Annotated in this window: 23 protein-coding genes and 1 pseudogene; 9 read left to right on the top strand and 15 right to left on the bottom strand. The window is 68.2% G+C overall.

Going from position 1 to position 25,252, the window contains the following annotated elements; genetic code table 11:
* Nucleotides 1-82 precede the first annotated feature (82 nt).
* Entirely contained in the window at nucleotides 83-745 is a 663-nt protein-coding gene (locus PIGHUM_RS20275) for a VTT domain-containing protein (protein WP_124081543.1), read from the bottom strand.
* 125 nt (nucleotides 746-870) lie between these two features.
* On the opposite strand from PIGHUM_RS20275, the gene mutL reads away from it, so the two are divergent.
* The 3 genes from mutL (at nucleotide 871) to hisC (ending at nucleotide 4,892) form a co-directional block, all read left to right on the top strand.
* The gene (gene mutL / locus PIGHUM_RS20280) at nucleotides 871-2,745 is read left to right on the top strand and encodes a DNA mismatch repair endonuclease MutL (RefSeq protein WP_124081544.1); all 1,875 of its coding nucleotides are present in this window, start codon (nucleotides 871-873) and stop codon (nucleotides 2,743-2,745) included.
* Nucleotides 2,746-2,758: 13 nt separating this feature from the next.
* Nucleotides 2,759-3,733, top strand: a complete 975-nt coding sequence (gene miaA, locus PIGHUM_RS20285) for a tRNA (adenosine(37)-N6)-dimethylallyltransferase MiaA (protein WP_124081545.1) — start codon at nucleotides 2,759-2,761, stop codon at nucleotides 3,731-3,733.
* A 100-nt stretch (nucleotides 3,734-3,833) separates the two neighbouring features.
* A complete protein-coding gene (gene hisC / locus PIGHUM_RS20290) occupies nucleotides 3,834-4,892 on the top strand; it encodes a histidinol-phosphate transaminase (RefSeq protein WP_124081546.1) in 1,059 nt (352 codons plus the stop codon).
* Between the two features lie 53 nt (nucleotides 4,893-4,945).
* Here hisC and PIGHUM_RS20295 read toward each other — a convergent pair whose 3' ends face one another.
* From PIGHUM_RS20295 to purM, 5 genes are all read right to left on the bottom strand, one after another.
* Complete coding sequence (locus tag PIGHUM_RS20295) at nucleotides 4,946-5,902, bottom strand: Bug family tripartite tricarboxylate transporter substrate binding protein (protein WP_124081547.1); 957 nt, start codon at nucleotides 5,900-5,902, stop codon at nucleotides 4,946-4,948.
* A gap of 53 nt (nucleotides 5,903-5,955) precedes the next feature.
* Nucleotides 5,956-6,813, bottom strand: coding sequence for a polysaccharide deacetylase family protein (locus PIGHUM_RS20300; RefSeq protein WP_160142377.1), 858 nt, complete (start codon nucleotides 6,811-6,813; stop codon nucleotides 5,956-5,958).
* Nucleotides 6,814-6,847: 34 nt separating this feature from the next.
* Nucleotides 6,848-7,708 (bottom strand): isocitrate lyase/PEP mutase family protein, encoded by an 861-nt coding sequence (locus PIGHUM_RS20305; protein ID WP_124081549.1) that lies wholly within the window; start codon nucleotides 7,706-7,708, stop codon nucleotides 6,848-6,850.
* 165 nt (nucleotides 7,709-7,873) lie between these two features.
* Nucleotides 7,874-8,854: a LacI family DNA-binding transcriptional regulator gene (locus PIGHUM_RS20310; protein WP_124081550.1), complete on the bottom strand. Its 981-nt coding sequence runs from the start codon at nucleotides 8,852-8,854 to the stop codon at nucleotides 7,874-7,876.
* Nucleotides 8,855-8,905: 51 nt separating this feature from the next.
* Nucleotides 8,906-9,955 carry a phosphoribosylformylglycinamidine cyclo-ligase gene (purM, locus tag PIGHUM_RS20315; RefSeq protein ID WP_124081551.1) on the bottom strand — a complete coding sequence of 350 codons (1,050 nt, stop codon included), beginning with the start codon at nucleotides 9,953-9,955 and terminating at the stop codon, nucleotides 8,906-8,908.
* Between the two features lie 253 nt (nucleotides 9,956-10,208).
* Here purM and hda point away from each other — a divergent pair, with 253 nt between their 5' ends.
* From hda to PIGHUM_RS20340, 5 genes are all read left to right on the top strand, one after another.
* A complete protein-coding gene (gene hda, locus PIGHUM_RS20320; RefSeq protein WP_124081552.1) occupies nucleotides 10,209-10,931 on the top strand; it encodes a DnaA regulatory inactivator Hda in 723 nt (240 codons plus the stop codon).
* On the top strand, nucleotides 10,928-11,617 hold the full coding sequence (locus PIGHUM_RS20325; RefSeq protein ID WP_124081553.1) for an HAD family hydrolase: 690 nt from the start codon (nucleotides 10,928-10,930) through the stop codon (nucleotides 11,615-11,617). The genes hda and PIGHUM_RS20325 overlap by 4 nt, the downstream gene beginning before the upstream one ends.
* Nucleotides 11,614-13,008 (top strand): polynucleotide adenylyltransferase PcnB, encoded by a 1,395-nt coding sequence (pcnB, locus tag PIGHUM_RS20330; RefSeq protein WP_124081554.1) that lies wholly within the window; start codon nucleotides 11,614-11,616, stop codon nucleotides 13,006-13,008. The genes PIGHUM_RS20325 and pcnB overlap by 4 nt, the downstream gene beginning before the upstream one ends.
* Nucleotides 13,005-13,496, top strand: coding sequence for a 2-amino-4-hydroxy-6-hydroxymethyldihydropteridine diphosphokinase (folK, locus tag PIGHUM_RS20335; RefSeq protein WP_425466743.1), 492 nt, complete (start codon nucleotides 13,005-13,007; stop codon nucleotides 13,494-13,496). Before pcnB ends, folK begins: the two co-directional genes overlap by 4 nt.
* A gap of 102 nt (nucleotides 13,497-13,598) precedes the next feature.
* The gene (locus PIGHUM_RS20340; protein ID WP_124081556.1) at nucleotides 13,599-14,219 is read left to right on the top strand and encodes an LON peptidase substrate-binding domain-containing protein; all 621 of its coding nucleotides are present in this window, start codon (nucleotides 13,599-13,601) and stop codon (nucleotides 14,217-14,219) included.
* 4 nt (nucleotides 14,220-14,223) lie between these two features.
* Here PIGHUM_RS20340 and PIGHUM_RS20345 read toward each other — a convergent pair whose 3' ends face one another.
* From PIGHUM_RS20345 to PIGHUM_RS20370, 6 genes are all read right to left on the bottom strand, one after another.
* Nucleotides 14,224-15,180 (bottom strand): D-2-hydroxyacid dehydrogenase family protein, encoded by a 957-nt coding sequence (locus PIGHUM_RS20345; protein WP_124081557.1) that lies wholly within the window; start codon nucleotides 15,178-15,180, stop codon nucleotides 14,224-14,226.
* Nucleotides 15,177-16,550 (bottom strand): CapA family protein, encoded by a 1,374-nt coding sequence (locus PIGHUM_RS20350; RefSeq protein WP_124081558.1) that lies wholly within the window; start codon nucleotides 16,548-16,550, stop codon nucleotides 15,177-15,179. Before PIGHUM_RS20350 ends, PIGHUM_RS20345 begins: the two co-directional genes overlap by 4 nt.
* A 13-nt stretch (nucleotides 16,551-16,563) precedes the next feature.
* Nucleotides 16,564-17,613: a TauD/TfdA family dioxygenase gene (locus tag PIGHUM_RS20355; protein WP_124081559.1), complete on the bottom strand. Its 1,050-nt coding sequence runs from the start codon at nucleotides 17,611-17,613 to the stop codon at nucleotides 16,564-16,566.
* A gap of 24 nt (nucleotides 17,614-17,637) precedes the next feature.
* Nucleotides 17,638-18,606 (bottom strand): Bug family tripartite tricarboxylate transporter substrate binding protein, encoded by a 969-nt coding sequence (locus PIGHUM_RS20360; RefSeq protein WP_160142378.1) that lies wholly within the window; start codon nucleotides 18,604-18,606, stop codon nucleotides 17,638-17,640.
* A 61-nt stretch (nucleotides 18,607-18,667) separates the two neighbouring features.
* On the bottom strand, nucleotides 18,668-19,738 hold the full coding sequence (locus tag PIGHUM_RS20365) for an aminopeptidase P family N-terminal domain-containing protein (RefSeq protein WP_124081561.1): 1,071 nt from the start codon (nucleotides 19,736-19,738) through the stop codon (nucleotides 18,668-18,670).
* Nucleotides 19,739-19,767: 29 nt separating this feature from the next.
* Nucleotides 19,768-20,877: a M24 family metallopeptidase gene (locus tag PIGHUM_RS20370; protein WP_124081562.1), complete on the bottom strand. Its 1,110-nt coding sequence runs from the start codon at nucleotides 20,875-20,877 to the stop codon at nucleotides 19,768-19,770.
* Between the two features lie 160 nt (nucleotides 20,878-21,037).
* Here PIGHUM_RS20370 and PIGHUM_RS20375 point away from each other — a divergent pair.
* Nucleotides 21,038-21,925 (top strand): annotated as a pseudogene (locus PIGHUM_RS20375) (LysR family transcriptional regulator); the annotation flags it as partial.
* A gap of 40 nt (nucleotides 21,926-21,965) precedes the next feature.
* On the opposite strand, the gene PIGHUM_RS24270 reads toward PIGHUM_RS20375, so the two are convergent.
* From PIGHUM_RS24270 to htpG, 3 genes are read right to left on the bottom strand one after another with little or no spacing between them, the layout of a single operon-like run.
* Nucleotides 21,966-22,505, bottom strand: a complete 540-nt coding sequence (locus PIGHUM_RS24270) for a DNA-deoxyinosine glycosylase (protein WP_124081564.1) — start codon at nucleotides 22,503-22,505, stop codon at nucleotides 21,966-21,968.
* Entirely contained in the window at nucleotides 22,466-23,278 is an 813-nt protein-coding gene (locus PIGHUM_RS20385) for a class I SAM-dependent methyltransferase (protein WP_124081565.1), read from the bottom strand. Before PIGHUM_RS20385 ends, PIGHUM_RS24270 begins: the two co-directional genes overlap by 40 nt.
* A complete protein-coding gene (gene htpG, locus PIGHUM_RS20390; RefSeq protein ID WP_124081566.1) occupies nucleotides 23,275-25,179 on the bottom strand; it encodes a molecular chaperone HtpG in 1,905 nt (634 codons plus the stop codon). Before htpG ends, PIGHUM_RS20385 begins: the two co-directional genes overlap by 4 nt.
* Nucleotides 25,180-25,252 lie beyond the last annotated feature (73 nt).

Consider the following 25,252-nt stretch of genomic DNA (forward strand, 5'->3'; position numbering starts at 1 on the left):
GTCCCGGCAACGCCGGGACCGGCTTCGCTGCCCCGCCCCACCGCCCCCCGCACGCAGACGGCCGGATCAAGAACCCAGCCTTTCACCGCACAGGCGGCGTCCGCCCTTTCGGCGACCTAACATGCTGCACCGCCTTCCAAGCGCCCCCCAGCAATACAGGCACGATCGCCGCCGCCAATCCGATCAGCACGATGGTATTCAGGTGCTCCCGCACCAACGGCAGGTTGCCGAAAAAATACCCCGCCATTACCAGCGACACCACCCACAACAGCGCCCCCACCACATTGAAAAACTGGAAGCGCGCAAGCGTCATATACCCCACGCCCGCGACAAAAGGCGCGAACGTCCTGACGATAGGCAGAAAGCGAGCGAGGATCAGCGTCTTGCCGCCATGCTTCTCGTAGAAAGCGTGGGTCTTGACCAAGGCATGGCGATCGAGAAAGCGGATATTCTGCGAAAACACCTTGGGCCCCACATAGCGGCCCACGAAATAATTCACCGTATTGCCCAGCACCGCCGCCACCAGCAGCAGCACGATCAGCACCCCCGGATGCATCGACCCCGTCGCCGCGAACGCGCCGGCGATGAACAGCAGCGAATCGCCCGGCAGGAAAGGCAGCACCACCAGCCCCGTCTCGGCAAAAACAATCAGGAACAGGACCAGATAGATCCACGCGCCATACTCTGCCACCCACACACCCAGAGTCTGGTCGATGTGGATCAGCATATTCAGGAATTCAAGCATAGGAAACCGGGCGTGGTGGTTAGAGGTTGGGCGGGGCGAGCACACTATATCCCAACGACGTCCGGCTCATTGTGACCGTTTCCCGGGCGGCGGCGCGCCGCCTCCGCGGCTCTTATAATCCTGCCATGTCCGAACGCCGCTCCATCGCCCCCCTCCCCGACCTCCTGATCAGCCAGATCGCGGCCGGCGAAGTCATCGAACGCCCCGCCTCCGTCCTGAAAGAACTGATGGAGAACGCCATCGACGCCGGCGCGCGCGCGATCGACGTGCGGCTCGAAGGCGGCGGCATACGCCGCATCGCGGTCAGCGACGACGGCGGCGGCATCCCGCCGGACGAACTGCCGCTGGCCATTGCGCGCCATGCCACCAGCAAAATCCGCTCGCTGCACGAACTCGAATCGGTCGCCTCCATGGGGTTCCGCGGCGAAGCGCTCGCCTCCGTCGCCTCGGTCGCCCGGCTGACCCTGATCTCCCGCACCGCCGGCGCCGACCATGCCTGGCAGTGGGAAGACGGCCAGGTCTCCCCCGCCTCCGGTCCGCCCGGCACCACGGTAGACGTGCGCCAGTTGTTCGATGCCGTGCCCGCGCGGCGCAAATTCCTGAAATCGGAAGCGACGGAATTCGGCCATTGCGCCGAGGCCTTCCAGCGCGTCGCCCTGGCCCACTGCCACATCGCCTTCCGCCTGTTCCACCACGACCGCGCCCACCAGCAATACCTGCCGGCCGATCCGGTGCGACGCATCCATGACGTGCTCGGCGCCGAATTCGGCGAAGGCGGCCTGCCGGTGCAGGCCGACGCGGGCGCGATCAGCCTGCACGGCGTGGTGTCGCGGCCCACGGCATCCCGCGCCCGCGCCGACCGCCAGTACCTGTACGTCAACGGCCGCTTCGTGCGCGACCGCACCGTCAGCCACGCGCTGCGCAGCGCCTACGCCGACGTGCTGCACGGCGACCGCCAGCCCGCCTACGTGCTGTTCCTCGACCTGGACCCGGCCGGCGTAGACGTCAACGTCCATCCGGCCAAGCATGAAGTCCGCTTCCGCGACAGCGGCGCGGTGCACCGCTTCGTCTCCCAGGTGGCCGGCCAGACGCTGGCCCATGCCGCCGGCGCCGCGCCCGGCCAGGGCGCAGCCCTCCCCGGCGATGAAGCCGCCTCCGCGCTGCCCAGGCCGGCTGCTTCGCCGCGGCCCGACCCCGCCGTCGCGCCGGCTCTGGCATCCAGCGCGCAACTGCCCTTCCGGCTGCACGATCCCGCCCCCCCCTACCGCCCCGCGCAGGCCGCGCGCATTCTTGCGCTGCACGAGCCGCTCGCGCCGGCTCCGGCGATGCCCGCTCCGGCGCCCGCCGCCTATCCGCGCCCGGCCGCGGCGCTCGGCGGCCTGGGCGCGCAGCCGCGGCCGCTGCCCCAGGACGACGACCATCCGCTGGGCATGGCCGTGGCGCAATTGCACGGCATCTACGTACTGGCCCAGAACCGGCACGGCCTGGTGGTGGTGGACATGCATGCCGCCCATGAGCGCATCGTCTACGAACAACTCAAGAACGCCCTCGACGACCAGCGCATGCCGCGCCAGAATCTGCTGGTGCCGGTCGTGTTCCGCGCGTCGGAGCGCGACGTCGCGCTGGTGGAAGAACAGGAGGAAGCGCTGGACGGCCTGGGCTTCGAACTGCGGCCAGCCGGCCCCGCCTCGATCGCGGTGCGCGCCGTGCCCGCGCCGCTCGCCCACGCCGACATCGAAACCCTGGCCCGCGACGTGCTGCGCGACTTCGCCGAAATCGGCGCCACGCGCCTGCTCACCGAACAGCGCAACGAACTGCTCGCGACCATGGCCTGCCATGGCGCGGTGCGCGCCAACCGGCGGCTCAACCTGGACGAAATGAACGGCCTGCTGCGGCACATGGAGGCCACCGAGCGCGCCGACCAATGCAATCACGGCCGTCCGACCTGGGTCCAGTTGAGCGTGAGCGATCTCGACCGCCTGTTCCTGCGCGGCCGTTGAAGCCGGTTCCTTCATGACCGCTTCCGCACTCCCCGGCACACCGCCCCTGCTCTGCCTGATGGGTCCGACTGCGGCCGGCAAGAGCGCGGCCACGCTCGCGCTGGCCGCGCGCTGGCCCATCGAGATCATCAACGTCGATTCGGCCACGATCTATCGCGGCATGGACATCGGCACCGCCAAGCCCAGCCTGGAAGAGCGCGCCCGCGTCCCGCAGCACCTGCTGGACATACGCGACCCGGCCGAGACCTTTTCCGCCGGCCAGTTCCGCGCCGAGGCCCTGGCGCTGGCCGAAGCGATCCGCGCGCGCGGCCGCATTCCCCTGCTGGCGGGCGGCACCATGATGTACTTCAAGGCCTTGCGCGAGGGCCTGGACAAGCTGCCGCAGGCGGACGCCGTCCTGCGCGCGCAGCTCAATGCCCGCGCGGCCGAGATCGGCTGGCCCGCCATGCACGCCGAACTGGCGCGGGTGGACCCGGCCACGGCCGCGCGGCTGGCGCCCAACGACAGCCAGCGCATCCAGCGTGCCCTCGAAGTCCATGCACTGGCGGGCCGCCCCATGTCGGAACTGCTGACCGGACAGGCTCCCGCGCCCGATGCGGCGCTGCGCTGGGCCAACCTGAGCCTGGAGCCCTCGGAGCGTGCCGGCCTGCATGCCCGCATCGAACAGCGTTTCGACGCCATGCTCGAAGCCGGTCTGGTGGATGAAGTGCGCCGCCTGCGCGCGTGGCCGGAGCTCGGCCCCGAACTGCCGTCCATACGCTGCGTGGGCTATCGCCAGGTGTGGAGCTACCTGGCCGGCGAAATCCACGGCGCCGAGATGCGCGGCCAGGCCATCGCGGCGACCCGGCAACTGGCCAAGCGGCAGATCACGTGGCTGCGGGCCCTGCCGGACCGCATCGCCGTCGATTGCCTCGCCGCGGACAGCACCGCGCGCGTCATCGACGCCGCCGCGCCCGTCCTGGACGCGTGGACTCGCGCACCCGGCTGAGGCCTTGCCGACACGGCCCGGTGCGTCCCGCCCCCGGCCCTGCTATGCTGGATCCTTGCGCGGCCTGTCGCCGCGCGCACCGCTTTCGACGACACGATTCATGAACAGGTACTGGAGCCGCGTCACTCAGCAACTGACGCCCTACGTCCCCGGCGAACAGCCGAAGATAGACGGACTGGTCAAACTCAATACCAACGAGAACCCCTATCCGCCTTCGCCGCGCGCGCTGGAGGCCATCCGGCACGCCGCGGGCGAGGCTCTGCGGCTCTACCCCGACCCCGACGCCACCGTGCTCAAGACGGCGGTGGCGCGCTTCCACGGCGTAGCGCCCGACCACATCTTCGCCGGCAACAGTTCCGACGAAGTGCTGGCCCACGTGTTCGCCGGCCTGCTCAAGCACGATCTCCCGCTGCTGTTCCCGGACGTCACCTACAGCTTCTATCCGGTCTACTGCGGCCTGTTCGGCATCGAGTACCGCACCGTGCCGCTGGACGACGGCCTCGGCCTGCGCGTGCAGGACTACGCCCAGCCCAACGGCGGCATCATCTTGCCGAATCCCAACGCGCCCACCGGACGGCTGCTGCCGCTGGCGGACATCGAAGCCCTGCTGCAGGCGCATCCCGATTCGGTCGTCGTCATCGACGAAGCCTATATCGATTTCGGCGGCGAATCGGCTGTGCCGCTGGTCGCGCGCCATCCCAACCTGCTGGTGGTGCAGACGCTGTCGAAATCGCGCTCGCTGGCCGGCCTGCGGGTGGGCTACGCCATCGGCCAGCCGCACCTGATCGAAGGCCTGGAGCGGGTCAAGAGCAGCTTCAACTCCTACCCGCTCGACCGCCTGGCCCTGGCCGGCGCCGCCGCGGCCATGGACGACGTGGCCTATTTCGACCAGACCCGCCAGGCCATCATCGCCTCGCGCGGCCGGCTCACCGAGGCGCTGCAAGGCCTGGGCTTCGAAGTGCTGCCCTCGGCCGCCAACTTCGTCTTCGCCCGCCACCCCGGCCACGCCGGCGCGGCATTGCTGGCGGCGCTGCGCGAACGCAAGGTGCTGGTGCGGCACTTCGAGCAGCCGCGCATCCGGCAGTACCTGCGCATCACCGTCGGCACCGATGCCGAATGCGACACGCTGGTCGCGGCGCTGCGGGAAATCGTGGGCTGACCTTCTCCGGCCGCGAGACGCGGCCGGTTCATGCCGGTCCGGCCCTCGGCAGCTCAGTCGACCTTGATCCCGACCGATTTGACGATAGCGCTGAGCCGTTCGGAATCGCGGCGAATCAGCCTGCCGAAATCGTCCGCCGGGCCTCCGACGGGATCCACGTACTGGGCCGCCATTTTCTCGCGCATCTCGGGCTGCTTGAGCATGTCGTTGACCGCCGCGTTGATCTTGTCGATCACCGGCTGGGGCGTTCCTTTGGCCGCGATCAGTCCGAACCATGCGTCCACGACCACGTCCTTATAGCCCGCCTCGACCAGCGTCGGCACGCCCGGCAGCAGGGACGAACGCGTCGCTCCCGTCACCGCGACAGCCTTGATCTTGCCGGTTTTCTGCCCCTCGACGATGTGGGGAATGCTGGCGAAGAACACGGGCACCCGCCCTGCCAGCACGTCGGTCAGCGCCTGTCCGCACCCTTTGTAGGGAATGTGTGTGAGCTTCAAACCCGCAACGTCGCGGAATTGCTCGGCAGCCAGGTTCTGCGGCGTTCCCGGTCCGCACGAGGCATAGCTGACGTCCTGCTTCTTGGCATAGGCCACCAGTTCCTGGAGGTTCCTGGCAGGGAAATCGGCATGCACCGACACGCCGATGGGCGAATTGCCGACATGGACGATGGGAACGAAGTCCTCCACCGGGTCGAAATTCAGATTGCTGTAAAGCGCTTTGAACACCACGATGTTGGCCGGTACCATCGTCAGCGTATAGCCGTCCGGCGCCGCGCGATGAACTTCCGTGAGGCCGATGACGCCGCTGGCGCCCGCCCGGTTCTCGACGACGAAGGACTGCCCCAGGCGCTGGGCCAATCGGCTGCCGATCAGGCGCGCCATGGTATCGGTCACGCCCCCCGCCGTGGACCCGACGACGATGCGCACCGGCTTTTCCGGATACTCCGCGCTGGCCGGAGCAGCGGCCGCCAGCGCCAGGCCCGGCAGCAGCCAGGCTATCGATTTATTCATGTTTGTCTCCTTGATGTTCCAGGCGGCTGACGGGCAGCCGGACGGCGAAAGATTCAGGGCCGGAAATAGCGCCCGCGGTAGGGATGCTCATCCTGGGTCTGGGCCAAGGCCCAGTCTCCCAGTTCTTCCAGGCGGCAGAACCAGACGTCGGGATGGCCTGCGATGTACTCGACGATCTGGTCGAATACCGCGGTGACCATGGGCCGCCCCCCGAAGTGGCAATGCAAGGTCAGCACCAGCATGCTCATCGGCTCGTGCCGGTACAGATAATCGAACGTGCTGGTGTAGACCTCGTACAGGCCGCGCGAGCTGGACTTCAGTACCCGGTTGTCGGTGAAGTCGCTTTTGGGCACACCGGCGATCACCCCATGCTCGGTATGGATCCGGTGCGGCATGTCGACGTAGGTGACGTCGTTGTGCCATGTCAAGCCGGCCTCGGCAAGAAAGCCCGCCGTATGGGGCGTGAAGGCCACGACGGGGCTGAGCCAGCCCGTGGGCGGTTTGCCGGTCGCCTCGGCCAATACCTCCAGGCTCCGGAAAATCGTGGCCCGCTCCTCGTCCGGCGTCATATAGGTCAACAGCTTGTCCTGCGTGTAGGCATGGCCTGCGACGTCGTGGCCGGAACGCACGATCTGCCTGACGGCATCGGGATAGATTTCCGCGCAGCGGGCGTTCGTGAAGAAGGTCGCGGGCACCTGGCGGCGGTCGAGTGTACGGATGATGCGCCACACGCCCTCCCTGCCGCCATACGTGGACCACGCATGCCCCGCATGGTCCACCGTCCCGCCTTTCAAATGCGTGGTCTGGACGGAATAGCTGGGTGCCGCTCCATCGCTCCAGGTCTCGAACATGACGGATACGGCCACGGCGATGCGCTTGCCGTTGGGCCAGGCCATGAGGGGTACTTGCATGAAATGTCTCCAGAATTCGTTGAAGGAACGCCGCTCAAGACGCTCCCAGGTAGTCGCGCATCCAGGCGTCGTAACGACCGCGCCTGAGTACGCGATCGAGCAGCACGGCGCCGTCGGGCGCCGGCACCTCGTCTCCCGCCTCGCTGCGCATGCGCCTGAGCGTGTCCTCGACCGCCTGCGCCGCCGCGCGGAACGGCGCATGCCCCTGGAGTGCAATGGCTACCCCCAGGCCGGCCAGACGGACTCGATCCTTCATCTGCGGCCCGGTTCCGCCAAGCAGCAGCGGCAGGGTCGTCCGCGCCCGCACGGCTTCGAGTTGGGTCCAGTCGCTGATCCCCACCAGGAACAAACCGTCGACGCCGGTCCGTGCATAGGCGTCCACCCTGGCCAGCGCGTCGTCCAGCGCCACGGTCCCGAACGCCGTCGTCCGCCCGAAAACGCACAACGCGGCATCGCTGCGCGCATCGACGGCTGCCCGCATCTTGTCCAGCGCTTCCCGAACGGACACCAGGTGCTTGCCGGGATTGCCATGCGCGACGGGCAAGGCGGTATCCTCGATGGTCAGCCCCGCCACGCCCGCAGCTTCCAGTTCCTCGACCGTGCGCCGGACGTTCAGCGCATTGCCGTATCCATGGTCCGCATCCACGATCAGCGGCAACTGGCTGCTGCGGCAAATGCGGCGGGCCTGCTGCGCCAGTTCCGTCAGTGTCAGCAGCACCCTGTCGGGCGCGCCGAGCACGGTGAACGAGGCGACCGAACCGGCCAACATGCCGGCCTCGTAGCCGAGGTCTTCCGCAATGCGCGCCGACACCGGATCGAAAACCGACGCGGGGTAGACGCAGGCGCTGCCGGCCAATATGCGGCGCAGCGCGGTCCGGCGTTCAGTGCAGTTCATCCGTTCTCCTCGGCCACCGTTGAATGGTATCGATACCATACGCTGTGCAAAAAAACTGGCGATCGGCCAGTGCGATAGGCGGGCTTTCTTCAGCAGTGAATGGTATCGATACCAAACGATAGCACCGGGTGCCGGAAAGGGTCAATATGAAAACGCCATCAGGATTCAGGTGCTCGCGCGCGCGCAAAGCGTAAAGCCGAGGTCCTGCCTGCGGGCGACCTCTGCGCCGGCCAGCCGCGCGAGAATGGCCGCCGCCGCCGCCCGGCCTATTTCGCGGCGGGGAATGTGCAGCGTCGTCAAGGTAGGCTCCAGGCAGGCCGCCAGGCCGGTATCGTCGTAACCTGCGATGGCGACGCGCCCGGGCACGTCCCATCCCTCGCGGCGGCACGCCAGGATGCCGCCCGCGCCCGCATCGTTGCCGGTAAAAAACACGGCATCGACGTCGGGCCGCTCACTCAGGATCTGCAGCATGGTCTGGGCGCCGCCGGCCACGCCGGCCTCGGACCCGAACAACAAGCCGTCGTCCGCCGGCAGGCCGGCTTGCTCGATGGCGGCCCGATAGCCGGCCATGCGGGCGTCGGTGCGCTCGTTGCGCTCGGCCCAGCGGTAGACGAAGGCGACGCGCCGATGGCCGCGGTCCAGCAGATGCCGGGTCATGCTGCGCGCGGCCTCGAAATTGGAGTAGCCGATCGCGACATCCAGCGGTTCGTCCGCCAGGTCCCCCGTCTCGATGACCGGAATGCCGGAAGATCGCAGCAAGCGCCGGCATTCGGCGGTATGGACCGTGTTGTGCAGCACCGCCGCGCACGGCCGCTGCGCCAAAAAAGCGCGCAACAAGCGCTCTTCTTCCTCGCGGGAATCGCCACTCGTGGCCAGGACCAGATGGTAGCCCGAGGCGTTCAGGCCCTCGGAGAGGCCCTGGATCATGCTGGCCAGGGAGTGATGGGTAACGCTGGGAATCACGACGACGACGAGATTGCTGCGGCGGGACTTGAGGCTGCCCGCCGCGCGATTGCCGACATAGCCCAGTTTGCGCACCGCCTCGTCGATGCGGCGGCGCGTCTCGGGGGATACCGAGTCAGGGGCGCTCAGCGCACGGGAAACGGTAATGGGCGCCACGCCCGCCGCTTCGGCCACGTCCGCCATGCGTACTTCGCGCGGACGGACCGGAGCAGCCTTGGTTTTCCTTTCCACCGATCAGACGACGACCGTCTGCGCCTGGCCCGGCTGCTGCTCGACGATCTCGCCCAGCCGATAGACGGTCTCGCCTTGTTCGCGCAGCGTCGCGGCCACGGCGTCGGCCTCGGCGGCGGAAACCACGATCACCATGCCGATGCCGCAGTTGAACACGCGGTGCATTTCGCTATCGGCCACGCCGCCCTCGCGCTGCAGCCAGGCGAACAGCTCGGGCAGCTTCCAGGCATCGCGGTGCAGGCGCGCGGCCAGGCCGGGGCGCAGGATGCGCGGCACGTTGTCGAGCAGGCCGCCGCCGGTGATGTGGGCCAGGCCCTTGATGTCGTGCTTCTCGATGGCGGCCAGCACCTGCTTGACGTAGATGCGGGTGGGCGCCATGACCACGTCGCGCAGCGGCTGGCCGTGGAAATCCTGGTCGGGCGTGGCGCCGGCGCGCTCGATGATCTTGCGCACCAGCGAATAGCCGTTGGAGTGCGCGCCGCTGGACGCCAGGCCCAGGATCGCATCGCCGGGACGGATGGTGCTGCCGTCGATGGCCTTGGATTTCTCGACCGCGCCGACGGCGAAGCCGGCCAGGTCGTATTCGCCGTCGGGATACATGCCCGGCATTTCCGCCGTCTCGCCGCCGATCAGCGCGCAGCCGGCCAGTTCGCAGCCTTTGGCGATGCCGCCGACCACGGTTGCCGCGGTATCCACCGACAGCCGGCCGCAGGCGAAGTAATCGAGGAAGAACAGCGGCTCGGCGCCCTGGACCAGGATGTCGTTGACGCTCATCGCCACCAGGTCGATGCCGACGGTGTCGTGCTTGTTCCACGAGAAGGCCAGCCGCAGCTTGGTGCCCACGCCGTCGGTGCCCGATACCAGCACGGGCTCGCGGTATTTCTTGGGCACCTCGAACAGGGCGCCGAATCCGCCGATGCCGGCCAGCACGCCTTCGCGCATGGTGCGTTTGGCCAGGGGCTTGATGCGCTCGACCAGGGCATCGCCGGCATCGATGTCGACGCCGGCGTCGCGGTAGGTCAGGGAAGAAGCGCTGGGTTGTTGTGCGGACATGGCAAGAACCGATAAAAGTGGGCGCCGCCAGGGAATCGGAGTGCTCCCCTGGCCTCAAAGCTATAATTTTACGATGTTTGATATTCTCACGCGGCATTTGCGGTTTGCCGGCCGGAAACGGCCCGTTGGCGCCGCCGGCTGCGCCATGCTTCCCGTGCCGTTTCCGTCCGCTTCTCCGCCCTGGCCCGGCTCGAGCCGCCGGCGCGCCGCGCCCTGACCGCACCATGCTCCAGGCCACCCTTCGCCGCCCCTCATGAAGCAGTTGCTACTCGATGTGCTCGCCGCACCGGCGCCGTCACTGGAAAACTACGTCGCCGGCCCCAATACGGAGGCCCTGGCGGCGCTGCGCGCGCTCGGCCCGGCCCGCGCGGTCTACCTGTGGGGGCCGGCGGGCTGCGGCCGCACGCACCTGCTGCGGGCCTTGTCCGACCGGCGCGACGCGGTCTACCTGGACAGCCGCAGTCCCGTCTCGGCCTACAGGAGCGTCGCCCAGCCCGACGAATCCAGCGCCCGCCCCAGGCTGGTCGCCATCGACGACCTGCACCTGCTGGACGAACCGCGGCTGGCCTGCGTGTTTTCGCTCTACAACCGCTGGCGCGAGACCGCCGCCACCGACATGGCGCTGTCGCTGATCGTGGCCGGCGAGCTCGCCCCCGGCAACCTGGAACTGCGCGAGGATCTGCGCACCCGCCTGGGCTGGGACCTGGTATTCCGCCTCGACGTGCTGTCCGACGCCGAGAAGACCGATGCCCTGGCCCGCCAGGCCGCCAGCCGCGGCCTGCAGCTCGCGCCCGAGGTGCTCAACTGGATCCTGACCCACTACGAGCGCGACATGCGCCAGCTCGCCGCGCTGCTCGACGCGCTGGACCACTATTCCCTGGCGGCCAAGCGCCCCATCACCGTGCCGCTGCTGCGCGCCATGCTGGCCGAACAGCCCCACCCATCCCCGAATCAGTCGTATTCTCCGTTGTCATGACCTCCCTCGCGCCCTCGTCCCGCCTCGCCCTGTTCGACCTCGACCACACCCTGCTGCCGCTCGACAGCGACTACCTCTGGGCCGATTTCCTGGCCCGCGGCGGCTACGTCGGCGACCCCGCGGCCGCCTGCGCCAAGAACGAAGAGCTGATGCAGCGCTACGATGCCGGCCTGCTCACCGCCGCGGAATCGGCCGAATTCATGCTGGGCCTGCTGGCCAGCAACACGCCCTACGACCTGGCGCGCTGGCACGAAGACTTCATGGCGCAGGTGATCCGCCCCGCCATTACCGAGCAGGCCCTGGCGCTGGTGCGCGCCCACCTGGAGGCCGGCGATCTTTGCGCCATCGCCACGTCCACCAACACCTTCGTCACCGCCCCCATCGCGCGCGCCTTCGGCGTGCCCGTCCTGCTGGGCACCGTGCCCGAGTACGCAGCCGGGCGCTACACCGGCCGCATGGTCGGCACGCCGTGCTTCCGCGAAGGCAAGGTGGTCCGCGTCAATGAATGGCTGGCCGCGCAGGGCCGGCAACTGTCGGATTTCGGGCAATCCTTTTTCTATAGCGACTCAATGAACGACGTCCCGCTGCTCGAAGTGGTGACCGACCCGGTCGCCGTCAATCCGTCCCCCGCCCTGCGCGAGCTGGCGAGCCAACGGAACTGGCGCATCATGGATCTGTTCGCATGATCAAAAAGCTCATCAGCAAACTCTTCACGCCGCGGGCGCCGCGCCCCATCCTGGGCGTCAAGCGGCATGCCCCGCTGCGCGTCCCCAAAGAAAAACACGGTATCGACCGCCGCCTGGTGTCGCGCCACGCCATCAAGGTGTGCGACGTGCTGCACGAGCACGGCTACGAGGCCTACATCGTCGGCGGCGCGGTGCGCGACCTGATCGTGGGCGCCCAGCCCAAGGATTTCGACATCGCCACCAACGCCACGCCCGAGCAGATCCAGCCGCTGTTCCGCCGCGCGCGCATCATCGGCCGGCGCTTCCGCCTGGTGCACGTGGTGTTCGGCCAGGAGATCATCGAGACCTCGACCTTCCGCGCCTCCGGCACGGACGAACAGACTACCGACGAGCACGGCCGCATCCTGCGCGACAACGTCTTCGGCACACTCGAGGAAGACGCCGCGCGCCGCGACTTCACGCTCAACGCGCTGTACTACGATCCGGCCACCGAGATCGTCATCGACTACCACAACGGCGTGGCCGACCTGCAGAAGAAGGTCGTCGGCATCATCGGCGACCCGGCCAAGCGCTACCGTGAAGACCCGGTGCGCATGCTGCGCTGCATGCGCTTTGCCGCCAAGCTGGGCTTGACCATCGCGCCGGCCACGAAGGCGCCCATCCGCGACATGGCGCACCTGATCGAGAACGTGCCGGCCTCGCGGCTGTTCGACGAAATGCTCAAGATGCTGACCTGCGGGCATGCGCTGGACTGCCTGCGCCGGCTGCGCGCCGAAGGCCTGCACAAGGGCATGCTGCCGCTGCTCGACGTCGTGCTCGAACAGCCCGGCGGCGAACAGTTCGTCAAGCTCGCGCTCGAACGCACCGACGTGCGCGTGCGCAGCGGCAAATCCATCAGTCCGAGCTTCCTGTTCGCCGCGCTGCTCTGGCAGCAGGTCAACCAGCGCTGGCAGCAGCACCAGGCCGCGGGCGAACTGCCCATTCCCGCGCTGGGCCAGGCGGTCGACTCGGTGCTGGACGACCAGACCGAGAAACTGGCCATCCAGCGCCGCTTCGTCTCCGACATGCGCGAGATCTGGTTCATGCAGCCGCGCTTCGAGCGCCGCCAGGGCAAGTCCGCCTGGCGCATGCTCGAACAGCCGCGCTTTCGCGCCGCCTGCGACTTCCTGCAGTTGCGGGCCGCGACCGGCGAGGTGGACAGCGTGCTGGCGCAATGGTGGATGGACCTGGCCGACGCCGGCGACGCCGAGCGCGCCGCGATGCTCGAAGACCTGGCCCGGCAGCCACGCGCGTCCGGCGACGCGCCGGCGCGCAAGCGCCGCCGCCGCAGCAAGCCCAAGACGCATCCGGCGGGCGGCGAAGGCGGAGCCGCGCCGGCCGGCGCGGAATGAACGCAGAAATGCCTCACACGGCCTGGGTAGCGCTGGGCGCCAACCTGGGCGACGCCGCCGCCACGCTGCGGCAGGCCCTGGCCGACCTCGCCGCGCAGCCCGGCGTCGAGCAACAGGCGCTCTCGCGCTTCTACCGCACCGCCCCGGTGGACGCCACCGGCCCGGACTACGTCAACGCGGTCGTGCGCCTGCGCACCGCCCTGGCTCCCCTGGCCCTGCTCGACCTGCTGCAAGCCATCGAACAGCGCCACGGACGCCGGCGTCCCTATCCCAACGCGCCGCGCACGCTGGACCTGGACCTGCTGTGCTACGACGCGCTGCGGCTCGATACGCCGCGGCTGACGCTGCCGCACCCGCGCATGCACCAGCGCGCCTTCGTGCTGCGGCCGCTCGCGGACATCGATCCGGAATTGATCCTGCCCCAGGGCCCGCTCGCGGACCTGCTGCGCACCTGCGCCGACCAGGCGATCTCGCCGCTCCAGGACTGAGCTCCGCCAGGCGCGAGCCGGCACGCTGCCGATCCGCTATGCTTGAAGCAAGCCTGCCGCGCATTCCCGCGCGCCATGCCTGAGCGTCCCGGAGCGCCCGCCATGCCTACGACGACCCCGCTGTTTCCGCTGGGCCGCGCCCTCTATCCCGACGGCGTGCTGCACCTGCGCGTATTCGAGGTCCGCTATCTCGACATGATCAGGCAGTGCATCGCCAACCAGACGCCGTTCGGCGTGGTGCCGCTATTGGCCGGCCACGAAGTCCGCACGCCGGAGGGACGCGAAGTGCTGGCCGACTACGGCACGCTGGCCCGGATAGCGGACTGGGACGCCCCCCAGCCCGGCCTGCTGCAGCTGCGCTGCACCGGCGCCCTGCGCTTCCGGCTGGTGTCGAGCGAGCTGGGCAAATACGGGCTGTGGAGCGGCGCGATAGAGGAAATTCCGGAAGATCCCGCAGTGCCGATTCCCGAGGCGCTGCAATCCTGCGCCAACCTGCTCGGCAGCCTGATCGCGGACCTGCAGCACAAGCACGTGCCGCTGGCCGACATGCCCATCGCCCCGCCGTTCAGGCTGGACGAATGCGGCTGGGTGGCCGACCGCTGGGCGGAGCTGTTGCCGCTGCTGCCGCCGCAGCAGCGTCATCTGCTGGCCGACCTGGATCCGGAGAAGCGGCTGGGGCAGATACACGCGATCTTGCGGCGGCGCAAGCTGGTGGAAGAATGAGCCCCTACCGCAATCCGACGGGTTTGCCCGCCAGATAGGCCGCCACGCCGGCCACGGTCGCCTGGTAGAACCCGGCTATCGTTTCGCGCGTCGCATAGCCCAGGTGCGGCGTGAGCACGACGTTGTCCATGCGGGTCAGCGGATGATCCGCCGGCAGGGGCTCGTGCTCGAACACGTCCAGCCCCGCGCCGGCCAGCCGGTTCCGCCTGAGCGCCTCGACCAGCGCCTCTTCATCCACGATGGGGCCTCTTGCGGTGTTGACGAGCAGCGCCTCCGGCTTCATCAACGCGAGTTCCCTCGCGCCAACGAGGTGGCGGGAACGCTCGCTCAGCACGACGTGGATACTGAGCACGTCCGCCTGCGCGAACAGCGTGTCCTTGTCGACGCGGCGCACCTGGCAGGCGGCGGCCGCTTCTTCGGTCAGGTTGGGGCTCCAGGCGATCACCTTCATGCCGAAAGCCTGGGCGATGGCGGCCATGCGCTGGCCGATGCGGCCCAGGCCCAGCAGCGCCAGCGTCTTGCCCTCGAGCACCATTCCCGCGGTGCGCTGCCAGTACCCGGCGCGCACGCTTCTATCCTCGTAGGCAATATGGCGCGCGGCGGCCAGGATCAGGCCCCAGGCCAGCTCCGGCGTCGCGCTCGACCCCTGCACCGCGGACGACACGTGCGAAACGACGATGCCGCGCTCGGCCGCCGCCTGCATGTCGAGCGTGCGGTGCGCCTTGCCCGTGACGGTCATGAACGCCAGGTTGGGCAGGCGCTCCAGCAGCGCGCGCGGCATGGGCGTGCGCTCCCGCAGGTGGCACAGGATGTGGTAGGGCTCGAGCACCCGCGCCGCTTCGTCGGGCACCTCGAGCTTGCGGTCGATCACGTCGATCCGGCAGTGCGGCTCCAGCACGCTCCAATCCGCCGAGCGCAGCGCCAGGTGCAGGTAGTCGTCGAGGATGGCCAGGCGTTTCATGCCCGCTCCTGCAGCCGCAGGACGCCGACGTCCCCTTCGATATCCAGGCGGGTCTCGAAAGGACGCGACAGGCGGGCGATGCGCTCCAGGATGCGCCGGGCATTCCCGCCCCGGGCCAGCATCGGCCTGCCCCGCTGGCCGCGCGGCCGGCCAAAGCCCATGTCCACGGGATAGAGACGCACCGCGGCCAGCCGGCCCGCGTCGAATTCACAGGTGGCCAGGCAGCCCTCCCAGAACTCGCGGGAGGCCGGAAAGCCGCGGCTGTCGCTGCCCGTACGCGCGTCCAGGAACTCCGAGGGCGTGGCCTGCGCGTCCAGGCCGAATCGGCCGTAGGCCTCGGCGGGAAAGGCCTGGATGGTTTCGTTCTGGAAGAGGAAATTGCCCAGGCTGTAGAAAATCGGCGCGTTCCGGTAGATCTCGACCCCCATGGTCAGGTGCGGCCCATGGCCTGCCACGACGTGCGCGCCGGCCTCGACCGCGGCGTGGGCGAATTCGATGGCGAACTGCGCGGACGCTTCCAGTTCCACGTCGGTCGGCGCGGTGCGCTTGCCGGCGCTGCCGAACTCGTGGCAGTGGAAAGAGAAGACCACCCAGTCCGATTGCTTGCGCGCTTCCCGGATGAAGCGCAGGTTGGCTTCGGCATCTTTGGCGTCGACCTTGGTGGACACCGCGAACCCCTTGCCGCGGACGAACTTCGTCCCCAGCAGGGCCACGCTGTCGCCGTCGTTCTTCGGCACCTCGTCCGGCGCGTAGAACTGCGAACGGTGCCGCACCTGTTCCTGCGCCATGCCGAGTTCCTCGCTGATGCGCCCGAGCGCCGCCAGCGACTCGTCGTCCACCGTATAGGAAGTCGCGAACCCCAGGGGATTGATGCCCGGGCGGCCGGCACTGTCGGAGCGCGCATCGGCGGCGCGGTTCCAGGGTCGGTAGAACGACGTGGCCGAGACCAGCCCGACGCGGCCCGCGTTCGTTTCCAGGTAGCCCGGCCGGCGCGCCTCGGCCAGCGTACGGCCCGCGCCGGAATACGGGATGCCGGCGCGGTCCAGGTGCGCCAGGCTGGCCAGCACCCCCGACACTCCATAGTCGGTGGCATGGTTGTTGGCGATCGACACGATGTCGATGCCCATCCACTTCAAGTCCTCCAGCAAGGCCGGCGGCGTGCTCATGGGCGTGCCCTGCGTGAAATTGGGCACGCCCTCCCCGGCCTCGCGCACGGTGGTCTCCAGGTTGCCGAAGCTGGCATCGGCGTCCCGCAGCAGCTCGACCAGCGCCAGGTAGTCGTCTTCGGCGTACGGCTTCAATGCCCTCGACAACATCATGTCGCCGACGAACGCCAGTTTGATGCGACCCCGCTCCGCTTCGTACAACATAGGCCCTCCCGCCTTATTCGATGCTGCCCACGGTCTCGTAGATCAGCTTGCCCGTGCGCGACGGGAAGCCGCCCCGCACCGCGCCCGCGCGCTGGTCCCGGTAGATGGTGCCCAGGGCCGGGCTCAGGGCGCGGCTGTTCGGCACCGACAGCCACATGCGCAACAGGTGGCGCTTTTTCTCCGGCTCGTCGAAATCCTCGAACGCGGTGCGCGAATGCAGCATCACGTGGTTGTTCAGGAATTGCAGGTCGCCCGGCCGGAACATCATCGAGAAATGAAAGTCGGTGCTGCCCGACAGGCTGTCGAGGAAATCCAGCGCTTCTTCCTGGATCGGCGTCAGGCGGGGCACTTCGGGAAAACGCTGGGCCGAGCGGATGTGCGTGCGCACGTAGCGGCACGAGAACTTGCCTTCGTGCATCGAAAAGACGGGCTGCTGGTAGTACGGCTGCTGCCCCGGCTCTTCCTGCCCCTGCCAGCTCCAGTAGAACGGCTGGTACAGCACTTCCAGCAGATCGGGACGCTGCTTCAGGATCTCGTTGTGGATGGCCTGCGAGCTGGCGATCATGCTCAGGCCGCCGTTGCGGGCGGTGCGCAGCACGAACAGCGCCACCACGTCGCAGGAATCGGTGTGGTAGGTCAGCTTCTGGTTGGAGGTGTAGCCCCGGCCCTGCGGGCTGTTGATGTCGATGCCGAGGTTGCGCACGTCGCCCAGGATGTCGCCCTTCGCGCTCTGCGAAACGGCGGTGCCCATATGCTGGCCCATGCCCCAGTAGATGATGCGCAGGTCGTCCTTGCTGTAGCGCTCGGCCTGGATGCCGCGCAGCAATTGCAGGCCCAGGCCGTTCTCGATCTGCTCGCGGGCATGGGCGATCACCTTCGATACCGTCGGCAGCGGAAAGTCTTCGCGCGTCATGGTCGAGATGAGCTTGCCCTGCGCGCGCACGTTGCGCAGCGCGGCATCGATTTCCTCGATCTCGGCCGGGGCGAACTCATAGACCCAGTCCTTGCTGTCCTTGATTTCAGGACCGCGCCAGGTGGCCGGCCCCGTGATGGCTTCACGCATGAAAAACTCCTGAGAGAACCGGTGTCAGTCGATGCTGATGCCGGTCGAATGAATCACCTTGCCCCAGCGGGCCACTTCTTCCTTGATGAAACGTTCCGCCTCGGCCGGGCTGCTGGCGATCAGGTCGCGCGCATCCAGGCCCTTGATTTCCTTGCCGGCACCGTTGACCATCAGTTCCTCGCGGATCGCCGCCGACACCTTGGCGACGACGTCGGCCGGCGTGCCCGGAGGCGCCACCATGCCGGTCCACGACACCGAGATGAAGCCCGGCATGGTTTCGTTCAGCGTGGGCACGTCGGGCAGGGCCGGATGGCGCTTCTCGCCGCCGATGGCCAGCACCCGCAGCTTGCCTTCGCGGATCTGCGGCAAGGCGGTGGCCAGGCCCTGGAACATCACGTCCACCTGCCCAGCCATCAGGTCGGAATAGGCGGGCGGGCCGCCCTTGTAGGGAATGTGGACCATGTCGATGCCGGCCATCATCTTCAGCAGCTCGCCCGCCAGGTGCGGCGTGGACCCGGTGCCGCCCGAGGCGAAGTTGAGCTTGCCCGGGTTGGCCTTGGCATAGGCGATCAGCTCTTGCAGCGTCTTCGCCGGCACCTTCGGATGCACCAGCAGCACGTTCGGATTGGCGGCGATGATGGACACCGGCACGAAGCGGTTCGGATCGTAGGCGAGCTTCTTGTAGAAGCTCTGGTTGATCGCGATCGCCGTGGGCGGCGAGACCAGGAAGGTGTAGCCGTCGGGCTCGGCGCGGTAGACCGCCTCGCCGCCGATGTTGCCGTTGGCGCCGGCGCGGTTTTCCACCACGACCGGCTGGCCCCATTTCTTCTGGACGCCTTCGCCGGCCAGGCGTGCCAGGGTATCGGCCGCGCCGCCGGCGGGCACCGGCACGACGATCTTGATCATTTTGTCGGGATAGCCGGCCGCCATCGCGGCACAGGGCAGGGCCAGCGATGCGGCCGCCAGCAGCCGCCGCACGATGTGCTTGGACATAAGCATTGTCTCCTTGTGTTCCGGCGCTTCCATGCGCCAAGTTCGTTTTTCGGGCCGCGCGTCAGCCGCGCAGCGCCTGGCCGCGCTGCCCGCCGCCGAGCACCAGCGGCGCGCTCTGGTACCAATGGCCGCCGTCCAGCGCCGCGTGGGCGGAAAACACCGCCAGGCTGCCGGGCGGCAGGCGCGCGAATTCCTGTTCGTGGGTGCGCGCCAGCGCCAAGGGCTGCACGCCTATGCACGATTCCAGCGTCCAGCGCGATTCGCGGCCCGGCGCGGCGGCCAGCTCGTCGGCGCCGTGCTCGGCCAGGCGCGACAAGCTGTCGGCGAACCAGACCTGGGCCGCGTCCCAGCCTGCCGGACGCGCTTCGCGCGCATGGCTGCCGCCCACGCGGATCCAATGGCCCTTGTAGGCCACCGACAGCTCCAGGGCATAGGCCGGGCCGAGCGGGAACTCGCCCTCCAGCCGCCGCAGCGCGCCGCCGCGCGACAGGTCGGGCGCCACGCGGTAGAGCACCTCCTCGGCGCCTGCGGCGCGGGCGCTGGCCTCCACGGCCGCCGCCAGTTCCGACGTGTTGCGCACATCGGCCGGCACCCCGGCCGCGGCGCGCAGGCCGATGCCCAGCGCACGGTCCGCCAGCGCCAGCGCTTCCTTGCCGCAAGGCTGGCGCAGCGACGCGAACAAGGGCGCGGCATCGACGATCGCCGCGGCTCCCCAAGTCTCCATCAGCGGCAAGGCCACCGCCGCCGGCAGACTGTCCAGGCCGACCACGCCGATGCGCGAACCGCGCTGCACGCCCTTGCCGGCCAGCGTCTCGAGCACGCCCTGGGCCAGCCTGGGCGCGGACACGACCTCCCCCAGATGCGAGACTTCGCGTATCCAGCCGTGCACGCGCGGGGTGAGCGACGCCAGCAGGATCGGCGCCTCGCCGGGCAGCACCAGCAGCATCGCCTCGCTCCAGTACGGCGTGAAATTGCTCAGCCAATGCACGGCGGCCGGCTCGGCGAAAGAGGTATAGGCCAGCACGGCCGCCAGGCCTTCCTGCTTCATGCCGGCCTGCAAGCGCGCAACGCGCTCGTCCAGCACCGAGGCCGGCAGTTCTTCCCGCGACCAGCTCATGAGTCCGCGACGCATAAAACGAATCCTTTTTCGTGAATGCCGAATCAGGCCAGCTCGGCCGGGGCGCTGCGCAGCTCGCGCGGCGTGCGGGTCAGCACCTTGCAGCCGCCGGCGGTCACGCGCACGGTGTCGCCCAGCACGATGTAGCCGGCAACGGGGTGATAGGTGTTGGGATGGACCACCAGGGTCATGTCGGGCTCCAGCGCCAGCTCGACGTCTTCCAGCACGTGCGGGCCGTCGACGTAGAGCCCCATGCCGTGGCCGCGCACGCGGGTGTACTTCGAGGTCACGTATTCGCCCAGGCCGTAGCGGCGGAATACGTCGTTCTGCGCGCGCGCCACGTCGCCGTGGGTATTGCCCGGCTTCACCGCGGCAATGCCCGCCTCGAGCGCTTCCACGTACACCTGGTAGGAATCGAGCTGCTCGCGCGTAGGTTCGCCCAGCACCAGGGTGCGGCAGATCTGCGCGTAGTATCCGTCCAGACAGGGCGTGAGCTCCGTCGTGACCAGGTCGCCCGCGGCCAGGCGGCGCTCGCCAGGCGGGCGCATGGTGCGGACTTCCTTGCCGCCCGATCCCATGATCATGAAATTCTCCGGACAGCCCTGGGTCCGCAGCCAGGCCTCGAGCTCGCCCACCAGCTCGAATTCCTGCTTGCCCACCCGGGCGGCCGCGCGGAAAACTTCGTAGCCTTCGTCGGCCAGGCGCACCGCCTGTTCCACCCGGTCCGCCTCGGCGGCGGTCTTGCGCACCATCAGGCCGTCGAGCATGGCGGTGGCCGCCGGCATCCCTGCGCCCGCGGCGCTGAGCGCGAGCAGGGCAGGCGTCGAATGGGCGGGCGCGAGGCCGGCGCGCTCGGGCCGGGCGGCATCCAGCGTGCGCCGCGCCCGGGCCAGCAGCTCGGCGGTCCACTCCACCTTCAGGGCGGGCTGCTCCGCCGCGATGCGCTCGGCCTCGGCGGGGGTCTCGACCATCAGCCAGGCGTCGTTCGCGGTGACGAAGGCCACGGCCTGGCCTTCCATCGGCGTCACGTCCAGCGCGTAGCGCAGATAGTCGCTGCGCCAGGCATTGCCCGTCACCGCCAGCAGGTCCAGGCCTGCCTGCTCCATCGCGGTCCGCAAGCGGGCAAGCCGCTCTTCCCTGAGCTTCGCACTCATATGCTGTCTCTGCTCCACCTGCCGGACGACGGCCCGGCTTTTCGTTTTCCGGCGCCCGCTCGCGGCGGGCTGCTCATGAGCCACAGAATACGTAGGCTAGCTATAGTCTACAAATACAATTTTATTCATCAGTTATCGGAAATATTGATATGCTGCCGGCATGAACCTGCGCACCCTCAAACGCTTTCTGGCCATAGCCGAACTCGGCAGCATCAACAAGGCGGCCGCTCACCTGAACGTGTCGCAGCCGTCGCTGACGAAAGATCTGCAAGACCTGGAAGAAGCGCTGGGGGTCGAGCTCTTCACGCGCAACGCGCGCGGCGTGAGCCTGACCTCGTTCGGCGAAACCATCTATACCCGCGCCAAGCTGGTCGACGCGGAGTTCCGCAAGCTGGAAAGCGAAGCGCGCGCCCTGCGCGACGTATCGATGGGCGAGGTCAATGTGGGCGTGGTGCCCGGCCTCCTGCAGAACCAGATCCTGCCCAAGGCCACCTTGAACCTGACGCAGCGCGCCCGGCGGCTGACGGTGAACTACCGGTTCGGCCATCGCAGCAGCATGCTGGGTCCGCTGCTGCGCGGCGACCTGGATTTCGTCATCGTCGGCATCGAAGACGACGAATATGCCGACGAGCTGGTGTCCGAACCGCTCTTTCCCGATCGCACCGCGCTGTTCGTGCGCGCCGACCACCCGATACTGGCGACCTTCGACGGCGCCGGCGCCCACCTGGCCGAGTACCCCTGGCTGGTGCTATCGGAATGTTCGCAGCTGGAAGTCATGCTCAGGCAGATGATGCGCGCGCAGGGCACGCCCTTCGCCAACAGCGTGATCCGTACCGATTCCTTTTATTTCTTCCGCTCGACGCTGGTGGCGAGCGATTGCATCGGCCTGGCCCGCTACGACTCCGCGCGCCTGGAAAAGCACACCGGGAACATCGTGGAGCTTCCGCTCCAGCCTGCGGTGCGCAAGAAGCTGCTGAGCACGCACCTGATCGGCGTCGCCTACCGGCGCGACACCATGCTGTCGACCGCGAGCAAGGCCCTGATCCAGGAAATCCGCCACCTGACGGACGACTTGCTGCAGCAGGAGATCACGACCGACATGCGAACAGGGGCCGCCATTGCTCCAGTTTCTGCTCGAAGCTATACATCGCGGCAGCAGGCGACGAAGAAGCAAGCCGGCACACGCGGTAGCCGTGATCGGCCAGATGGCGGCCGAGCTTCCAGGACAGGCCGCCGTTGAAGCCGATGCACTCGAGCCGCGGCGCGTGCTCCCGCAAGTAGGCGGCGAGCGGATTGACCTCGGCCCCGGTCACGGCGGCATCGAGGCTGCCCTTGCGCCGGCAACTGGCGACGACGTCCCAGATGCCGACGCGGTGGCGAACGACGACCCGCAGGCGTTCCTCGTAGGGCAGCAGGTGCAAGGCCTCGACCTCCAGGCAGGCGCCCAGCAGGCGCCAGAACTGGTTGCGCGGATGGGCGTAGTACTGGGCCTGGGCCAACGAGGCGACGCCGGGAAAACTGCCCAGGAGCAGGATGGCGGCGTCGGGCGCCAACACGGGCGGAAAGCCGCTCAGCTCCGGAGACTGCGTCACAGCCTGCCGGCCTCCGGGGCGAGCGAGCGCGCCCATTTGCGCGCCGGCAGGCCGTAGCGGCGCTCGACTTCCTCGCCGCGCGCCAGCAGCATCTGCGCATCGATGCCCAGGGCTGGTCCGGCCAGCGCGATCGCGACGCGGTTGCCCTCTTCGATCTCGGGCAGCAGCAAGACACGGCCCTCGAAGGCTTCCTGCAGGTTGCGCAGGTTGTGCTCGAAGCTTTCGTGCGCGCCGAACAGGTTGACGGTGACCACGCCGGCCTGGTGCGCGTGGGCGCTGACGACGCGCCGGCAGCCCCGGTAGAAGGCGACGGAATCGCGCACCGGCCCGCGCGCGGCGTGGTCGTACAGATCGACCATCAAAGCGCGGCAGGTGCCGCGGTTGGCGATGTCCAGCACCCATTCGCCGGCATCGGCGTGGGTGACGGCGAAGCGCTCGCCGTCGTCGGGCAGGCGGAAATAGGCGCGGCAGGCGGCGGTTACGCGCGGATTCCATTCGACCGCCTGGATCCGGCTGTCGGTATGCTTGAGGCAGTAGCGCGCCAGCGAACCGGCGCCCAGCCCGAGGGTGCCGATGGCGTCTTCGTCGGCGCCCGGCTGCTCGAGGAACAGCAGCCACGCCATCATCTGGCGCGTGTATTCCAGCACCAGCGAGAACGGGCTGCGCACTTTCATCGCGCCCTGCACCCAGGGGCTGCCGAAGTGCAGGTAGCGAACACCGTCTTCCTCGGAAAAGGTCGGGTCGTCCAGTTCGCTCGGCCCGGACGCCGCCGGGCGCCCGCGCCCGGCGGGCTGGCGCGCCCGGCTCAAGCCCGGCCCAGCAGCAGGCTGTTCATGCGGCGCACGAACGCGGCGGGATCTTCCAGGCTGGCGCCTTCGGCCAGCAGGGCCTGGTCGAGCAGCAGGCTGGCCCACTCCTTGAACTCGCCTTCGCCGGCCTGCTTGACGCGCTCGATCAGCGCATGGCCCGGGTTGATCTCCAGGATGGGCTTGGACTCGGGCGCGGCCTGGCCGGCGGCCTTGAGCAGGCGCTGCAGGTGCTGGCTCATGTCCTCGCTGTCGACCACCACGCAGGCGGGCGAATCGACCAGGCGGAAGGTGACGCGCACGTCCTTGACCGCATCGCCGAGCGCTTCCTTGAGGCGATCGACCACCGGCTTGTACTCCTCGGAGACCTCTTCCTGCTGCTTCTTTTCGGTCTCGTCGGCCAGCGCGCCCAGGTCCAGGCCGCCCTTGGCGATGGACACCAGCTCCTTGCCGTCGAAGTCGCGGATGAAGGACAGCATCCATTCGTCGACGCGGTCCGAGAGCAGCAGCACTTCGATGCCTTTCTTGCGGAAAATTTCCAGGTGCGGGCTGTTGCTGGCGGCGGCGAAGGTTTCGGCGGTGACGTAGTAGATCTTGTCCTGGCCTTCCTTCATGCGCGCCGCGTAGTCGGCCAGCGCCACGGTCTGCGCGGGCGTGCCTTCCTGCGTGGAGGCGAAGCGCAGCAGTTTCAGGATGCGTTCGAGGTTGGCGGCGTCTTCGCCCACGCCTTCCTTGAGCACCTGGCCGAATTCGGTCCAGAACGCCGCATAGTCGTCCTTGCGGTTCTCGGCCATGTCTTCGAGCATGCCCAGCACGCGCTTGGCGCTGCCTTCGCGGATCGCCTTGACGTCGCGGCTCTCTTGCAGGATTTCGCGCGAGACGTTCAGCGGCAGGTCGGCCGAGTCGATCACGCCGCGCACGAAGCGCAGGTAGGCCGGCAGCAGCTGTTCGGCATCGTCCATGATGAAGACGCGCTTGACGTAGAGCTTGACGCCGTGTTTGCGGTTGCGGTCCCACAGGTCGAAGGGCGCGCGCTTGGGCACGTACAGCAGCTGGGTGTATTCGCTGCGGCCTTCGACGCGGTTGTGGGTCCAGGCGAGCGGGTCTTCGAAGTCGTGCGCGATGTGCTTGTAGAACTCCCGGTACTGCTCGTCGGTGATGTCCGATTTGCTGCGGGTCCACAGGGCGCTGGCCTGGTTGACGGTTTCTTCTTCGTCCTTGACGACGGTTTCGGATTTCTCGGCATCCCATTCTTCTTTTTTCATGCGGATGGGGATGGAGATGTGGTCCGAGTAGCGGCGCAGGATGTCGCGCAGTTTCCAGGACGACAGGAAGTCGTCTTCGCCTTCGCGCAGGGTGAGGACGATGTCGGTGCCGCGGCCGGTTTTTTCGGCGGGCGAGATGGTGAATTCGCCGTCGCCGCGGGATTCCCAGCGGATGGCCTGGTCGGCCGGCGCGCCGGCGCGGCGGCTCAGGACTTCGACTTTGTCGGCCACGATGAAGGAGGAGTAGAAGCCTACCCCGAACTGGCCGATCAGCTGGGCGTCTTTCTGTTTGTCGCCGGTGAGCTGCTGGAAGAATTCGCGGGTGCCGGAGCGGGCGATGGTGCCGAGGTTGGCGATGGCCTCGTCGCGGGTCATGCCGATGCCGTTGTCGGAGATGGTGATGGTGCGCGCGGCTTTGTCGTAGCCGACGTGGATGGCCAGTTCGCCGCCGCCTTCCAGCAGTTCGGGGCGGTCGATGGCTTCGAAGCGCAGTTTGTCGCAGGCGTCGGAGGCGTTGGAGACGAGTTCGCGCAGGAAGATTTCTTTGTTGCTGTACAGCGAGTGGATCATCAGGTGCAGCAACTGCTTGACTTCGGTCTGGAAGCCCAGGGTTTCTGTCGTATTCGTGGTTTGGCTCATGGCTGCGGTTCCCTTCAGTGGAGCTGGGATATTTTCTTGGGGAAAAGGGTTGGCGGGTAGGTGGGGGTTCGGG

It is taken from the genome of Pigmentiphaga humi (assembly GCF_900606115.1).
GTDB lineage: Bacteria > Pseudomonadota > Gammaproteobacteria > Burkholderiales > Burkholderiaceae_B > Pigmentiphaga > Pigmentiphaga humi.

What these genes read in the sequence shown, in the direction of transcription:
- hda (WP_124081552.1), top strand. Translation starts at nt 10,209, where the DNA reads ATGAAGCAGTTGCTACTCGATGTGCTCGCCGCACCGGCGCCGTCACTG.
- PIGHUM_RS20295 (WP_124081547.1), bottom strand. Translation starts at nt 5,902, where the DNA reads ATGAATAAATCGATAGCCTGGCTGCTGCCGGGCCTGGCGCTGGCGGCC.
- PIGHUM_RS20325 (WP_124081553.1), top strand. Translation starts at nt 10,928, where the DNA reads ATGACCTCCCTCGCGCCCTCGTCCCGCCTCGCCCTGTTCGACCTCGAC.
- PIGHUM_RS20345 (WP_124081557.1), bottom strand. Translation starts at nt 15,180, where the DNA reads ATGAAACGCCTGGCCATCCTCGACGACTACCTGCACCTGGCGCTGCGC.
- htpG (WP_124081566.1), bottom strand. Translation starts at nt 25,179, where the DNA reads ATGAGCCAAACCACGAATACGACAGAAACCCTGGGCTTCCAGACCGAA.
- PIGHUM_RS20360 (WP_160142378.1), bottom strand. Translation starts at nt 18,606, where the DNA reads ATGTCCAAGCACATCGTGCGGCGGCTGCTGGCGGCCGCATCGCTGGCC.
- PIGHUM_RS20340 (WP_124081556.1), top strand. Translation starts at nt 13,599, where the DNA reads ATGCCTACGACGACCCCGCTGTTTCCGCTGGGCCGCGCCCTCTATCCC.
- PIGHUM_RS20365 (WP_124081561.1), bottom strand. Translation starts at nt 19,738, where the DNA reads ATGCGTCGCGGACTCATGAGCTGGTCGCGGGAAGAACTGCCGGCCTCG.
- purM (WP_124081551.1), bottom strand. Translation starts at nt 9,955, where the DNA reads ATGTCCGCACAACAACCCAGCGCTTCTTCCCTGACCTACCGCGACGCC.
- PIGHUM_RS20350 (WP_124081558.1), bottom strand. Translation starts at nt 16,550, where the DNA reads ATGTTGTACGAAGCGGAGCGGGGTCGCATCAAACTGGCGTTCGTCGGC.
- PIGHUM_RS20275 (WP_124081543.1), bottom strand. Translation starts at nt 745, where the DNA reads ATGCTTGAATTCCTGAATATGCTGATCCACATCGACCAGACTCTGGGT.
- pcnB (WP_124081554.1), top strand. Translation starts at nt 11,614, where the DNA reads ATGATCAAAAAGCTCATCAGCAAACTCTTCACGCCGCGGGCGCCGCGC.
- PIGHUM_RS24270 (WP_124081564.1), bottom strand. Translation starts at nt 22,505, where the DNA reads ATGGGCGCGCTCGCTCGCCCCGGAGGCCGGCAGGCTGTGACGCAGTCT.
- hisC (WP_124081546.1), top strand. Translation starts at nt 3,834, where the DNA reads ATGAACAGGTACTGGAGCCGCGTCACTCAGCAACTGACGCCCTACGTC.
- PIGHUM_RS20305 (WP_124081549.1), bottom strand. Translation starts at nt 7,708, where the DNA reads ATGAACTGCACTGAACGCCGGACCGCGCTGCGCCGCATATTGGCCGGC.
- PIGHUM_RS20355 (WP_124081559.1), bottom strand. Translation starts at nt 17,613, where the DNA reads ATGCGTGAAGCCATCACGGGGCCGGCCACCTGGCGCGGTCCTGAAATC.
- PIGHUM_RS20300 (WP_160142377.1), bottom strand. Translation starts at nt 6,813, where the DNA reads ATGCAAGTACCCCTCATGGCCTGGCCCAACGGCAAGCGCATCGCCGTG.
- PIGHUM_RS20370 (WP_124081562.1), bottom strand. Translation starts at nt 20,877, where the DNA reads ATGAGTGCGAAGCTCAGGGAAGAGCGGCTTGCCCGCTTGCGGACCGCG.
- PIGHUM_RS20310 (WP_124081550.1), bottom strand. Translation starts at nt 8,854, where the DNA reads ATGGCGGACGTGGCCGAAGCGGCGGGCGTGGCGCCCATTACCGTTTCC.
- mutL (WP_124081544.1), top strand. Translation starts at nt 871, where the DNA reads ATGTCCGAACGCCGCTCCATCGCCCCCCTCCCCGACCTCCTGATCAGC.
- folK (WP_425466743.1), top strand. Translation starts at nt 13,005, where the DNA reads ATGAACGCAGAAATGCCTCACACGGCCTGGGTAGCGCTGGGCGCCAAC.
- miaA (WP_124081545.1), top strand. Translation starts at nt 2,759, where the DNA reads ATGACCGCTTCCGCACTCCCCGGCACACCGCCCCTGCTCTGCCTGATG.